The organism is Acinetobacter sp. RUH 2624 (genome assembly GCF_000162375.2).
GTDB lineage: Bacteria > Pseudomonadota > Gammaproteobacteria > Pseudomonadales > Moraxellaceae > Acinetobacter > Acinetobacter nosocomialis.
This window is the reverse complement of record NZ_KI391939.1, coordinates 3,104,571-3,118,286: the sequence shown is the minus strand read 5'-3', so window position 1 is coordinate 3,118,286 and position 13,716 is coordinate 3,104,571. Positions and strand designations below refer to the sequence as shown.

At 37.6% G+C, this 13,716-nt stretch carries 11 protein-coding genes, 1 rRNA gene and 1 pseudogene; 7 read left to right on the top strand and 6 right to left on the bottom strand.

Annotated features, from left to right (window positions below):
• The 3 genes from HMPREF0014_RS21265 to HMPREF0014_RS21255 form a co-directional block, all read right to left on the bottom strand.
• Positions 1 to 1,365: ribosomal RNA gene (locus tag HMPREF0014_RS21265) — 16S ribosomal RNA — on the bottom strand.
• Positions 1,366 to 1,755: 390 nt separating this feature from the next.
• Entirely contained in the window at positions 1,756 to 2,313 is a 558-nt protein-coding gene (locus HMPREF0014_RS21260; RefSeq protein WP_004711225.1) for a peptidylprolyl isomerase, read from the bottom strand.
• A gap of 147 nt (positions 2,314 to 2,460) precedes the next feature.
• Complete coding sequence (locus HMPREF0014_RS21255; RefSeq protein ID WP_004711227.1) at positions 2,461 to 3,531, bottom strand: alpha/beta hydrolase; 1,071 nt, start codon at positions 3,529 to 3,531, stop codon at positions 2,461 to 2,463.
• Positions 3,532 to 3,741: 210 nt separating this feature from the next.
• On the opposite strand from HMPREF0014_RS21255, the gene HMPREF0014_RS21250 reads away from it, so the two are divergent.
• On the top strand, positions 3,742 to 4,068 hold the full coding sequence (locus HMPREF0014_RS21250) for a hypothetical protein (RefSeq protein ID WP_004711230.1): 327 nt from the start codon (positions 3,742 to 3,744) through the stop codon (positions 4,066 to 4,068).
• Positions 4,069 to 4,238: 170 nt separating this feature from the next.
• Here HMPREF0014_RS21250 and HMPREF0014_RS21245 read toward each other — a convergent pair whose 3' ends face one another.
• Together HMPREF0014_RS21245 and HMPREF0014_RS21240 are read right to left on the bottom strand one after the other, a co-directional pair.
• Entirely contained in the window at positions 4,239 to 4,469 is a 231-nt protein-coding gene (locus HMPREF0014_RS21245) for a hypothetical protein (RefSeq protein ID WP_002051903.1), read from the bottom strand.
• Positions 4,470 to 4,859: 390 nt separating this feature from the next.
• Entirely contained in the window at positions 4,860 to 5,726 is an 867-nt protein-coding gene (locus tag HMPREF0014_RS21240) for an MBL fold metallo-hydrolase (protein ID WP_004711232.1), read from the bottom strand.
• 107 nt (positions 5,727 to 5,833) lie between these two features.
• Here HMPREF0014_RS21240 and HMPREF0014_RS21235 point away from each other — a divergent pair, with 107 nt between their 5' ends.
• From HMPREF0014_RS21235 to HMPREF0014_RS21210, 6 genes and pseudogenes are all read left to right on the top strand, one after another.
• Complete coding sequence (locus HMPREF0014_RS21235) at positions 5,834 to 6,727, top strand: LysR family transcriptional regulator (protein WP_002051949.1); 894 nt, start codon at positions 5,834 to 5,836, stop codon at positions 6,725 to 6,727.
• 162 nt (positions 6,728 to 6,889) lie between these two features.
• Positions 6,890 to 7,444, top strand: coding sequence for a nucleotide exchange factor GrpE (gene grpE / locus HMPREF0014_RS21230; RefSeq protein ID WP_002051954.1), 555 nt, complete (start codon positions 6,890 to 6,892; stop codon positions 7,442 to 7,444).
• A gap of 152 nt (positions 7,445 to 7,596) precedes the next feature.
• Positions 7,597 to 9,537, top strand: coding sequence for a molecular chaperone DnaK (gene dnaK, locus HMPREF0014_RS21225; RefSeq protein ID WP_004884231.1), 1,941 nt, complete (start codon positions 7,597 to 7,599; stop codon positions 9,535 to 9,537).
• A gap of 329 nt (positions 9,538 to 9,866) precedes the next feature.
• Entirely contained in the window at positions 9,867 to 10,784 is a 918-nt protein-coding gene (locus HMPREF0014_RS21220) for a matrixin family metalloprotease (protein ID WP_006581486.1), read from the top strand.
• Between the two features lie 81 nt (positions 10,785 to 10,865).
• Positions 10,866 to 11,877, top strand: a pseudogene (locus tag HMPREF0014_RS21215) (M57 family metalloprotease).
• A 100-nt stretch (positions 11,878 to 11,977) separates the two neighbouring features.
• A complete protein-coding gene (locus HMPREF0014_RS21210) occupies positions 11,978 to 12,364 on the top strand; it encodes a hypothetical protein (protein ID WP_006581484.1) in 387 nt (128 codons plus the stop codon).
• A gap of 48 nt (positions 12,365 to 12,412) precedes the next feature.
• Here HMPREF0014_RS21210 and HMPREF0014_RS21205 read toward each other — a convergent pair whose 3' ends face one another.
• Entirely contained in the window at positions 12,413 to 13,711 is a 1,299-nt protein-coding gene (locus tag HMPREF0014_RS21205) for a lytic murein transglycosylase (RefSeq protein ID WP_006581483.1), read from the bottom strand.
• Positions 13,712 to 13,716 lie beyond the last annotated feature (5 nt).

Sequence of the window (13,716 nt, the reverse complement as noted above, 5' to 3'; positions counted from 1 at the left end):
GCGGCATTCTGATCCGCGATTACTAGCGATTCCGACTTCATGGAGTCGAGTTGCAGACTCCAATCCGGACTACGATCGGCTTTTTGAGATTAGCATCACATCGCTGTGTAGCAACCCTTTGTACCGACCATTGTAGCACGTGTGTAGCCCTGGCCGTAAGGGCCATGATGACTTGACGTCGTCCCCGCCTTCCTCCAGTTTGTCACTGGCAGTATCCTTAAAGTTCCCGACATTACTCGCTGGCAAATAAGGAAAAGGGTTGCGCTCGTTGCGGGACTTAACCCAACATCTCACGACACGAGCTGACGACAGCCATGCAGCACCTGTATGTAAGTTCCCGAAGGCACCAATCCATCTCTGGAAAGTTCTTACTATGTCAAGGCCAGGTAAGGTTCTTCGCGTTGCATCGAATTAAACCACATGCTCCACCGCTTGTGCGGGCCCCCGTCAATTCATTTGAGTTTTAGTCTTGCGACCGTACTCCCCAGGCGGTCTACTTATCGCGTTAGCTGCGCCACTAAAGCCTCAAAGGCCCCAACGGCTAGTAGACATCGTTTACGGCATGGACTACCAGGGTATCTAATCCTGTTTGCTCCCCATGCTTTCGCACCTCAGCGTCAGTGTTAGGCCAGATGGCTGCCTTCGCCATCGGTATTCCTCCAGATCTCTACGCATTTCACCGCTACACCTGGAATTCTACCATCCTCTCCCACACTCTAGCTAACCAGTATCGAATGCAATTCCCAAGTTAAGCTCGGGGATTTCACATTTGACTTAATTAGCCGCCTACGCGCGCTTTACGCCCAGTAAATCCGATTAACGCTTGCACCCTCTGTATTACCGCGGCTGCTGGCACAGAGTTAGCCGGTGCTTATTCTGCGAGTAACGTCCACTATCTCTAGGTATTATCTAAAGTAGCCTCCTCCTCGCTTAAAGTGCTTTACAACCATAAGGCCTTCTTCACACACGCGGCATGGCTGGATCAGGCTTGCGCCCATTGTCCAATATTCCCCACTGCTGCCTCCCGTAGGAGTCTGGGCCGTGTCTCAGTCCCAGTGTGGCGGATCATCCTCTCAGACCCGCTACAGATCGTCGCCTTGGTAGGCCTTTACCCCACCAACTAGCTAATCCGACTTAGGCTCATCTATTAGCGCAAGGTCCGAAGATCCCCTGCTTTCTCCCGTAGGACGTATGCGGTATTAGCATCCCTTTCGAGATGTTGTCCCCCACTAATAGGCAGATTCCTAAGCATTACTCACCCGTCCGCCGCTAGGTCCGGTAGCAAGCTACCTTTCCCCGCTCGACTTGCATGTGTTAAGCCTGCCGCCAGCGTTCAATCTGAGCCATGATCAAACTCTTCAGTTAAAATCATTTTGCACCTTATTTATAGACAAGGTGCCAATTCTGGCTCATCAATTACTGACTTAAATTTCGCTCAAATAAACTTCGAGTAATTTAAACCAATCAATCAATGAAAATTATTTCGATTAATCAATCAGTAAAAATCCACACAAGTTGTTCTTCAATTCTCTTAATGATTTTTCTGCTCCTCGTCAGAGACAGATCCAACACAATACTAAGCTCTTATCTTAACCCTGTAAGCTAAGATATTCTCGTGTATCGCGTCGGGATGAGTGCATTATAGGGAAAAAAAACCGGTACGCAAGCACTTTTATAAATATCCATGCTCGACCGGTTCTTTTTCAGTCAAATAAATTTAAAAAATAATTTAAATTATTGATTTATATATTTAATTTATTTTCCCATTGTTTTGATCTTTATATCTACAATCTTTATAGGCTGTTTGGGTACGTTTTGATGCATGCCATAGTTTGATGTAGGAACCTGAACAATACGGTCTACTACATCCATTCCTTTTACAACTTTACCAAAAACGGCATAACCTGGATTTCCCGGTGAACGGTTAAGAAATTTATTATCTGCGACATTTATAAAAAATTGGCTAGTAGCTGAATCTGGATCTGATGTACGAGCCATCGCTAAAGTACCACGTGTATTTGCAATACCATTTCCTGCTTCGTTCTTAATAGGTGCTCGTGTTGTCTTTTCCTGCATATTTGCAGTCATGCCACCCCCTTGTGCCATGAAACCAGGAATCACACGATGAAAAATTGTTTCTTTATAAAAACCAGACTTTATATAGCTTTTAAAGTTATTCACACTAATCGGTGCTTTATCGTCATACAACTCTATTTCGATGTTGCCTAAATTTGTTTGCATCTCAACTAAGCTATTAGCCCATACTGAGTGACTACTTAGACCTAGACAAAACAACATCAATAACTTTTTCATATTTTCCTACAATAAGCTTTATAAAAAGATAATTATTAAATCTAATCGCCTACAGCGAAGAATTCTAGTGACTATTTATTAAGAATTTTTAAGACTATTTGTTTATTCAATCCATGTTCCACGTGAAACATGGATTATTGAATTTACTTAACTATTTTTATCCCAAAATTTTCTGAAGTTTTTACTAATTTCGATAGTATGACGTTTGGCTTTTCTAGAAATTGGAGTCAGGTTAATAAAACCATGAGTCTGTTCCGGAAACTCTTCGTAATACATTTTTACGCCATTTTGTCTTAATTTATGACTATATATTTTCGCTTCATCATGTAGGACATCATGTCCAGCTGTAATCACAAAAGCTGGTGGATTTTTCTTTAGGTTGCCATAGGTGGGTGAAATAATTGGATCATCAAGTTCTACATTATGCTGAGTTGCATAATATTGTGTGACGTAATCAATATCGGTATTTGTTAAAACCAATCCTTCGTTATAGGCATAAAAAGAAGGATGTCTGCTTTTAAAATCTACTGTTGGATAGATAAGTAATTGTGCTTGTGGTGCATAAGCTTTATTTACTGATCTTTGCGCTACAACAGTACTAATATTTCCTCCTGCACTGTCCCCTGCAACCGCAATTCTATTTTTTAATATTTTTAATTGTCTGCGATTTTGATAAACCCATGCTAATGCATCTTCACATGACTGAATTAAATGTTGTGGTGAAACTTCCGGAGCAAGAGGATAGTCGATACTGAGGACCTGTACTTTTGCATATTTTGCTAATAAACGACAAACTTCATCATGAGTATCTAAACCACCTACAACAAACCCCCCCCCGTGATAAAACACGATTAATGGCAGTTTCTTATTAGGAGCCGGATGATAATGTCTGGCAAAGATTGTGCCGCTTTGTAGTGGAAGACGAATATCTTCTACTGATTCAATATAAGTTGGTTTTTGACGTATGGCCTGCATTTGTGCATCAAACATTCTTCTTGATTGAATCGGATCAGAGCCAATAAAACCCACTCTCCCCTGTTTGATTTGCACAGCCATCATGCATTTCGTAAATGAATCGAGATCTGGGTATTGATAAGAATATCCTAAAATTTTAGCGAGAGACTCTTGGGCTAGTCGGGGTAACCTATCAAGTGCTCGAGCAGCAGGGCCTTGTCCCTTATCTAGCAATGTTTGAATTTTTTGATTAAATGCTGTCATGCCTGTCTCCTTGAATCCCTCTTATCCTTCATATTTTCTACAGAATTCTTTGTTGTTTGACTATATTCGCATACAACTCATGCAATCAAGATACAAAGGTAAAAACCAATCTACGCTAATCTGATTTATAGCAAATGTCATTAACAAATCTGTCGATTAAAACAGGACTTTTTTGCCAATTATTGTTAACAGACAAAAAGAGGGACTGCTATGTCAGCAAAACTAGTTGTTACTATGTTAGCAACCAGTCTTTTAACTGTAGGCTGTGTTGCTTATCCAGATGATCCTTATTATCGTGGTGGCGGATATGGTTACCATGATCATGATCGTCGCTATGATCGTGATGATCAACGTCGATATAATGATTGGGAACGAAAACGTTGGGAAGAGCGTCAACGAGTATATGAACAACAACGTAAAGACTTTCGTGAACAAGAAAAAAATCGTCGTGAATGGGAAAAAAGGCACCGTGATTGGGATAAAAAACGGGTAGAAAATCGAGATCATGATCGCCGAGATTATCGTCACGATGATTAAACTCACTAAGATATAAAAAGCCCCAAAGAGATAAGTCTTCTGGGGCTTTTTTGAGGAATATAAATTCTCTCTAATTTATAGAAAAATGAGTAGCAGCTCATTTCATATATGTATCGGCATCATGAACATATATGTTCTATAAACTCATATCTCTTATTTTTAGCAGTGTATTACTGAGCAGTTGCAGAACCTGAAACTGAACCAGAAGCACCAGCGTCTACTTGACCAGGTTGTGCTTGACCAGAAACACCTGCATCGATACCAGCACCAGCATGTACGCCAGATGGGCTAGCACTTGTTTGAGCAGAACCAGAAGCGTTTAAACCAGCTTCTGATGCACAACCAACAGCTGTAAGAGCAACACCAGCAAGTACTACAGAGATAAGACCTAATTTTTTCATGATTGCTTTCCTTTCATTACGACAAACGTTTAAATGCAAAGTTCATCTTCGCGCTGCCTATAATTCACAATTTTTTTTTCTGACGTGCGTATCATTGGTTGTCTTTTGTAGTAATAGAAGTACAAATTCTGCAATTTTTTATTAAATTCATTTTTTTAATATGACCAACCTAATTTATAAATTAAACCATAGATAAACGATTGTTTAATTTTATCAATTTTTTCTTTTCATTCTGCTTGGCCGTTATATTTAAAATTTTTCCATTTATAGAAACGCTATATAAGGTACGTAGACTGTTACAGAGCTTTTTGACCCTTAAAAGTGGTTTTTCATAAAAAAGCCGCGAATGATCACGGCTCTTTTAAAAGTGAATACGGCTTAAATGTTAAATTATGGCCACTGCATTTCACCTTTTACGACCTTAGCCCCTAACTCTAAGCTATCCACGCTTTGAAGTGTTGGATATTGCTTTTGCATGAGTTTGCTCAACTCAGTAGCATTTTTAGTTGCTTTAGCTGCTTTTTCATAGCTATTTAAATAATTAATTGAAAAGTTAACAGCATCTAGGCCTTGTGGTGCGCCTTCTACCATATGAGCAGGTACGACAATTTTAGGTTGAAGGGCTTTAATGCTTTCTAAAGATTGAATGACTTCCACACGATCTTTGGTTTTAGGGGTATCGGCCATCCATAAATGAATGCCTGAAGATACCGGAATACCACCCACAACTGCTTTTGCAGAAGGAACCCATAAATAAGTAAGCTCTTTTTTACCTTTAATCTCGATTGATTCATTCTCAAGTTTTAAAGTTTTAGCAGTGTAAGCTTGAGGCACAATAATTTGGCTAGGTGCATTTGCACCCATTTGTGGCCCCCAATATTTAACTTTAAGCGCTTGAGTATCCTGAATATGCTTTACTGTTTCCGGCGTAGCAATGATCTGTACATTCGGGAAATACTGTTTAAATACGTCTAAGCCGAAATAATAGTCCGGGTCACCATAGCTTACAAAAATAGTTTTTAATGTTTTACCGCTATCAAGAATATTTGCAGCAATACGTAAAGCTTCAGATTTTGAAAATTGTGCATTAACCAATAAAACTTCCTTATCCCCTTCTATTAAGGTTGAAGTCACACCGAAGTGTTCTGGTTTAGCAAGAAAACTCTGAATTTTCAGTTCTTGAGCAAAAGCTGACTGAGCCATGGTTAATGCTGTAGCAGTAGCAAGTGCGGAAGCGGTTAATTTAAATAATTTCATTAGGTATTCTCCTGTTTCATGAAGAACACTTTAAATTGCAATTTATGTAAGATAAACGCACTAATTTAAGATAAACTGTTGCATATATTGTAATAATAGCTAGACATATGGATACTTTAAAAGCGATTCAGGTCTTTGTTTCTATTGCACAACATGGCAATTTGACCAAAGCAGCCGAGCATCTTAATTATTCTCGTGCCATGGTTTCGCGTTATCTTGAACACCTTGAGCATACGTTCTCAACTCGACTTTTCCAAAGAAATACCCGAAAAATATCTCTTACTCCAGCAGGTGAGAAAGCTCTACTCTACTGTGAAAATATTTTACAACAGCAGTTACTCTTACAAGAACTCGCTGCACCTGAGCAGCATAATGGAACAATTCGTTTTACGTGCGGTTTATTTTTGTTTGAACTAGGGGTAGCAGAATGTATTCGACAGTTTAAACGTCAGCATCCACATATTGATTTTGATGTTTACTTAACTGAAAACACCATGGATCTTATCGATGCACAAGTAGACTTGGCGTTACGTATCACTCAAAAGGTGGCCGATGGTTTAATTGCACGACCCGTTTGTCAAATCGAGTCTGTGTTCTGTGCTCATCCTGATTATTTAAAACAGCACAGTCCCCTGCTCCATCCTCGTCAACTTATTCAACATGAATGTATTGCTCATCACAGCCAACATCAATACTGGACACTTTTTGATAATGAACAACAGCCTCAGAACTATCCTTTAAATGTCACTTTTAAAAGTAATGATGTGAATGCGCTTTACGATATGTGCTTACACGCACAGGGAGTCGCAATGTTACCTACTTTATTAGTGGAGAAGGATTTAAAAGAAAAACGTCTAACTCCTTTATTTAAAAACTTTACGGCCCCTGAGTTAAGTTTGTCGGTCGTGTATGCTTCTAGACAGCATTTACCTCGAATTACTCAAGAATTTATAGCTTTTATGATTGAAAAGCTGGATTTTTACTTAAAACCGCAAAATTAAAGCTTTAAATTGCCGTGTACGCTTGAATTTTTAGGCAATGCCCATACTTCATCCCTATTAATGAATTACAGCATATGCATGGCAGTTCAGGTTTTACGCAGTAAATACTGATGCCAAAAAGGACTGTACATGTTTAAAAACCCATTTAAACGGAGATCATCAATGGCTAATGAGCAAAATGAGCAAGCTCAAGACATTCAAAATGAGCAAGCTGAGCAATCTAACGAGCAAACTCAGGCTGAAAGTGTAGAGCAAGCAAACGACGTTACCGTTGAATCTTTACAAGCGCAAATCACCAAACTAGAAGAAAATCTTAAGCTTGAAAAAGCTCGTACTGCTAATGCAGTTTACGAAGCACAAAAAAGCGTAGAGCGTATTCAACGTGAGTCTGAGAAACATAAAGAGACTGTACTTGAAAAATTTGCCAAAGAATTGTTGGACTCTGTCGACAATTTAGAACGTGCAATTCAGGCAGCTGGTGGTGAAGAAACACCTGTACTTGAAGGTGTTAAGTTAACCTTAAAGTCACTGTTAACGACTCTTGAGAAATTTGGTGTTGTAGAAGCTGATACTCAAAATGGTTTCAATGCAGATTTACACCAAGCTGTTGGTATTGATCCAAATGCCAAAGCCAATGAAATCGGCACCGTTTTACAAAAAGGCTATACCTTAAATGGTCGCTTGTTGCGCCCTGCTATGGTTATGGTTGGTCAATAAAATGAGCAAAAGCGAAGCATCGCTTCGCTAAAAGCACAAAATTTGAGAGTTTTTTGATTTTTTTTCATAAAAATGCTTGAAAAAAACCGATTGACTCTCATATCGAATAACAAGCAAAAACATTGCAACAGAATTTTAGAGGAACACACCAAATGGCGAAAATTATTGGTATTGACTTAGGTACTACCAACTCATGTGTTGCTGTACTTGAAGGCGATAAAGTAAAAGTAATCGAAAACGCTGAAGGCGCACGTACAACTCCATCGATCATTGCTTATAAAGATGGCGAGATCTTAGTTGGCCAAAGTGCTAAACGTCAGGCAGTAACAAACCCTAAAAATACATTATTCGCGATCAAGCGTTTAATTGGTCGTCGTTATGAAGATCAAGCAGTACAAAAAGACATCGGTCTTGTACCGTATAAAATCATCAAAGCAGATAATGGTGATGCTTGGGTTGAAGTAAACGATAAAAAATTAGCACCTCAACAAATCTCTGCAGAAATCTTGAAAAAGATGAAGAAAACAGCAGAAGATTACTTAGGTGAAACAGTAACTGAAGCGGTAATTACCGTTCCTGCTTACTTTAACGATGCTCAACGTCAAGCAACTAAAGATGCGGGTAAAATCGCTGGTTTAGATGTTAAACGTATCATTAACGAACCAACTGCTGCTGCACTTGCGTTCGGTATGGATAAAAAAGAAGGCGACCGTAAAGTTGCAGTTTACGACTTAGGTGGTGGTACATTCGACGTATCTATCATTGAAATCGCGGATCTTGATGGCGACCAACAAATTGAAGTGTTATCAACTAATGGTGATACTTTCCTTGGTGGTGAAGACTTTGATAACGCATTAATTGAATACTTGGTTGAAGAATTCAAGAAAGAACAAAGTGTGAACTTGAAAAATGATCCACTTGCGTTACAACGTTTGAAAGAAGCTGCTGAAAAAGCAAAAATCGAGCTTTCTTCATCAAATGCAACTGAAATCAACCTTCCATACATCACTGCTGATGCTTCTGGTCCTAAACACTTAGTGATCAACGTAACACGTGCAAAACTTGAAGGTTTAGTTGCTGATTTAGTTGCTCGTACGATTGAACCTTGTAAGATTGCACTTAAAGATGCTGGTCTTTCGACTTCTGACATCTCTGACGTAATCTTGGTTGGTGGTCAGTCTCGTATGCCGCTTGTACAACAAAAAGTACAAGAATTCTTCGGTAAAGAGCCACGTAAAGACGTGAACCCTGACGAAGCAGTTGCTATCGGTGCTGCAATTCAAGGTGCTGTATTATCTGGTGACAAGAATGACGTATTACTTCTTGACGTAACACCATTAACTTTAGGTATTGAAACAATGGGCGGTGTATTAACACCAATCATTGAGAAAAACACGACGATTCCTGCGAAGAAATCACAAGTGTTCTCTACTGCTGCTGATAACCAACCAGCTGTAGATATTTCAGTTTACCAAGGTGAACGTAAGATGGCTCAACAAAACAAATTGTTGGGTAACTTCCAATTAGGCGATATCCCACCTGCTCCACGTGGTGTGCCGCAAATTGAAGTATCGTTTGACATCAACGCTGACGGTATCTTGAAAGTATCTGCGAAAGATAAGAGCACTGGTAAAGAGCAATCGATTCAGATTAAAGCAAACTCAGGTTTGTCTGATGCTGAAATCGAAGCAATGATTAAAGATGCTGAAGCGAATGCTGAAGAAGACCGTAAGTTTGAAGAACTTGCAAAAGCTCGTAATGAAGCTGATGCATTAATTTCAAGCTCGAACAAAGCTGTTAAAGATCTTGGTGACAAAGTGACTGAAGATGAAAAAACAGCGGTAAGCACAGCAGTTTCTGAACTTGAAGCAGCAACTAAAGAAAATGACGTTGACGCGATTAAAGCGAAAACTGAAGCTTTACAAAACATTTTGATGCCGATCACTCAACGTGCTTATGAACAAGCGCAACAAGCTGGTGGTGCTGAAGGTTTTGATCCTAATGCATTCCAAGGCGGTGATGCTGGTCAACAAAAAGCTGATGATGGCGTTGTAGATGCTGAATTTACAGAAGTAAAAGATGACAAAAAATAATTTGTCTCTTTAAAAAGACCGCGCGAAAGCGCGGTTTTTTATTATTTACAAAAAAATAACAATTATTATTTTTATATTTATTTGCTATTTTTTAGTCAAAAAAGTCAATTATAAAAATTAACTATTTATTATTTATAAAAAATTTAAAGAATTAGAATCACTGTTATTAAATCCATTTATTTTTACATTAATGCCAAATAAATAGATTTATTTATTCCGTTTCTTTAGCAAGATCACAAAATGATCGCCTTCTTTGGTCTTCTTTATCATTTTGACGAATCTAAATTACTTACTAACAATAAGAATTTATTTATATTTTTATTTTTGCCATGAAAAAATTTCTATGGTGGGGAATAAGCTTTTGCTTAAGTATGAGCTTACACACAGTTGCTTTAGCTCAAAGCCATTTATCAACTATTTCTTTTAATCAACCTCTAAAATACAAGATTGATTATATAGATCCACGCTTTCATATTACCAAGGAACAATTTGTTCAAATTGGCAAAGAAGCTGCTGAAATTTGGCAGAAAGAAACTGGAAAAACTTATTTTATTTATGACTCACAAGCAGAGCTTACAATTAATTTAGTATTTGATGATTATCAAACTGCTCAAAATGAAAGAAAAATTAATATAAATAAGTTATTACAGCAGCAGGAAGAATGGCGGGAGAAAAATAAAGCTGTTCTTTTATCTAAACAACAAATAGAGGAGGAAACTACCCTTTTGAATGAAGCCAAAATCCAGCTTAATAATAGATTTGAACAATATCAAAAGGATGTAACTATCTTTAACCAAGGAAATGTTGGGAAATTTAATCAAGCTGATTTGATTAAACGTCAAGCTGAGCTAACTAGATTATCATTAGATTTAAAAACAAAATTTTCTCATCATAGTAATAAAATAGAAACTCTTAATGCGCAAATTAAGCTAATAAATCAACATCAAAACATGCTTAATCAAGCTATCAAGGAATTTAATTTAAGCACAACTGATCGTCCTGAGTCTTTTCATAAAGGCTTATTTAGTCAAAATCAAATTCAAATTTATGGCTTTAATTCATTTGATGATTTGCGTTTAACACTTGCCCATGAATTTGGACATGCATTGGGACTAAAACACACCACTGATCCTAAATCTTTGATGTACCCTCGTTTAAAGGAACAAGATATTCATAACTTCAAATTAACACATTCAGATTTAGATTTACTGAGTTCGACTTATAGTTCAAATGACAAAAATCATTAAAACTAACTGATTAAATAAACTAAATAAAATAAAAACTGTTCAAATTTTACTAACAAATAATTTGGCAAATGGTAAAAAATAATGAGACCAAAGTCTCATTTATTTATCGAAATTGTATATTTTTTGATTGATTTTTCATTTTATCTTCTTATAATACGTTTTTTTTTAAATCTCCCCCCTGACGACTATGCGCTTAACATCTTTGTTATTAGGCTTGGCTTTTGCTTTTTCTAATTTTCAGGCCAATGCTCATCTTGCAACTCCTGTAAACACTCAAGTTCAGCAAAAAAATGCTCAACATTTAACATATAGAATTGCTGAAGTTGATCCTCGTTTTGGTTTAAGTCAAGATCAATTGATTCAGATTACTCAGCAAGCTGCTGATATCTGGAAAGAAGGTACAGGTAAAAATTACTTTACTTATGACCCAAATGCAAAGTTAGAAATTCGTCTTGTATACGATGATAGCCAAAATCGTTCAGCAGAGCGTCAAAAAATTTCTGCTCAGTTTAAGCAAGATCAACAACGTGTAATTGATGAACAGCAGCAAATTAAGCAGTTGAAGCAAAATTTAAGTCAAACTCAATCTGATCTTGAAAACAAAAAACAGATCTTAAATGAGAAGTTGAAAAATTTTGATCAACAAATGATGCAGTTTAACGAAGGTAAATTAGCACCTGAATACACAGCAAAATCTCTTGCGAAGACTCAGAAAGATTTACAGAAGCAAACTGTTTCTTTGAAGAAAGATATTGCCGCTTATAATCAGCAAGCTGCAGATTTAAACAAAAAGGTTAATCACTTTAATCAGATTAACGATCAGTTCAATCAATCTTTAAATCAGTTTAAGCAAAATGCCCAAGCTGATGTATTTAAGAAAGGGATTTATAACGGTAAACAAATCACAATTTATGAGTATAGCTCAATTGATGATTTACGTTTAACGATTGCTCATGAATTAGGCCATGCACTAGGCTTAAAACATAGCGATCAACCGGGTGCCCTAATGTACTCAGTTCGCAAAGACAGCGATAAAAAAAGTAATGTTTTAACTGATGCTGATCGTGATCTATTAAACGCTTTACCTCAATAATTAGATATGAGACATAACGATGTATCTATTTTATAAATAGATACATCGAAATTCATGTCAAAGTCATGTTATTGTGGTTGTAAGAGCCGTCTAAAATAGAATGGAGATCAAGATGAGTTATTATCATATCCTGATTGAAGTAAATGACCACATTAGTACGATTGAACAAACTCGAGATATCGAACTATTTGATATTATTGAACTTAAACCGTACCTTCATTCTATTTTGCTGCCTTACTTTAACGAGCAAGAAATTGAGCTTGAAGATGAAAATATTGAATATAAAGATATTTTACATCTTGAAGTTAAACAGACTTTACTGCCTATCGAACATTTAATTGAAGAAGAACAGAAGCAATTACCAAGTGACACTGATGTCACTATAACTGCTTATGAAATCTTTAATGATCGCGACCTAAGCCAAGATGTCACTTCAGTTATTTTTGATATTTTAGAAGCAGTAAAGCTAGATCAATCCATAATTTAGTTATTCAATAAAAAAGGTCTGCATATGCAGACCTTTTTATTTAATGCCTTATTGCATCATTTTTCGTGCTTGTTCCTGACGGAATGCACGTAAAATTTGTTGCCCTGCCCGTCCTGTTGGATTTAAACCTAAACGGGTTTGCTCCTGACGTATAGCAACACGAGTTTTATCTCCAATCAGTCCATCAACAGCACCAATATCATAACCACGATTAATCAAAAATTGCTGAATCTCTCGACGCTCTGCACGAGAAGTACCTGGATCATCTGTTGGCCAAGAAGCAATGAATGGTTTCCCACCTTTTAAACGATCAGATAAATGTGCAATTGCAAGTCCATAACTTTCGGCTGCGTTATAGCTATAAATAGCATCAAAATTTTTAAATACTAAAAAGATTGGACCACTTGCTCCTGCAGGCGCCATTAACCCAGCTGGTGTGCTACCAGATAATGCACCTTGAATTAAGGGTGTACCATCAATTCGGGTTACTCCACGTGAACTCCAGCTACTCAATGGCTTTTTAGAGCGACGCCCTTCTCCATCAATTGACATACCTGATGGAATTTTGACTTCAAAGCCCCAAGGCATACCAGTTTGCCATCCAGCTTTATTCAAGAAATTAGCCGTAGATGCCAATGCATCTGCTGTGCTAGACACTAAATCACGACGACCATCACCATCAAAATCAACAGCTAAGCGTTCATAAGTTGATGGCATAAACTGTGTATGTCCAAAAGCGCCAGCCCATGAACCTTTAAGTTGATCTTCGGTTAAATCACCGCGTTGCAAAATACGCATAGTGGCAAAAAATTCTGTCCGGAAATAACTTTGCCGGCGCCCTTCACAACTTAATGTTCCAAGTGCCTGCAATAAAGGATATTTTCCAGAAATATCGCCAAAATTACTTTCAACGCCCCACACTGCCACAATTGTTTCAGGCGGTACGCCATAAACTTGAGAGGCACGATTTAAAACATCACGATATTGCGCTAATTTTTGTTTCCCAAGCTCAACGCGTTCTTCATCTACAAGACCAGATAAATAGTCCCAAATTGGTGTCGAAAACTCTGGCTGATAATTTAACTTATCAATCACTGAGTAATCTGGTGTTAAATTTTGTGTATAACGGTCATACGTGCTACCCGAAACACCCGCAGCAATCGCTTGCGAACGTAAATTTGCCAAACAACTCTGAAAATTATTATTAGGCGTGTAAGTATTGCTATTCGTTACAGGAACTGTTGCATTACTAGATATTGTAGAAGAAGAACCATTAATTATCAGCTCTGCTTGAGCCTGAGTCATTGTCAAAAATATAGACCCAACAATACAAGAAAAACGTCGCATATTAT

Excerpts from the sequence above, each read along its gene's own strand:
- HMPREF0014_RS21260 (WP_004711225.1), bottom strand. The coding sequence starts at position 2,313 with ATGAAAAAGTTATTGATGTTGTTTTGTCTAGGTCTAAGTAGTCACTCA.
- HMPREF0014_RS21255 (WP_004711227.1), bottom strand. The coding sequence starts at position 3,531 with ATGACAGCATTTAATCAAAAAATTCAAACATTGCTAGATAAGGGACAA.
- HMPREF0014_RS21250 (WP_004711230.1), top strand. The coding sequence starts at position 3,742 with ATGTCAGCAAAACTAGTTGTTACTATGTTAGCAACCAGTCTTTTAACT.
- HMPREF0014_RS21245 (WP_002051903.1), bottom strand. The coding sequence starts at position 4,469 with ATGAAAAAATTAGGTCTTATCTCTGTAGTACTTGCTGGTGTTGCTCTT.
- HMPREF0014_RS21240 (WP_004711232.1), bottom strand. The coding sequence starts at position 5,726 with ATGAAATTATTTAAATTAACCGCTTCCGCACTTGCTACTGCTACAGCA.
- HMPREF0014_RS21235 (WP_002051949.1), top strand. The coding sequence starts at position 5,834 with ATGGATACTTTAAAAGCGATTCAGGTCTTTGTTTCTATTGCACAACAT.
- grpE (WP_002051954.1), top strand. The coding sequence starts at position 6,890 with ATGGCTAATGAGCAAAATGAGCAAGCTCAAGACATTCAAAATGAGCAA.
- dnaK (WP_004884231.1), top strand. The coding sequence starts at position 7,597 with ATGGCGAAAATTATTGGTATTGACTTAGGTACTACCAACTCATGTGTT.
- HMPREF0014_RS21220 (WP_006581486.1), top strand. The coding sequence starts at position 9,867 with ATGAAAAAATTTCTATGGTGGGGAATAAGCTTTTGCTTAAGTATGAGC.
- HMPREF0014_RS21210 (WP_006581484.1), top strand. The coding sequence starts at position 11,978 with ATGGAGATCAAGATGAGTTATTATCATATCCTGATTGAAGTAAATGAC.
- HMPREF0014_RS21205 (WP_006581483.1), bottom strand. The coding sequence starts at position 13,711 with ATGCGACGTTTTTCTTGTATTGTTGGGTCTATATTTTTGACAATGACT.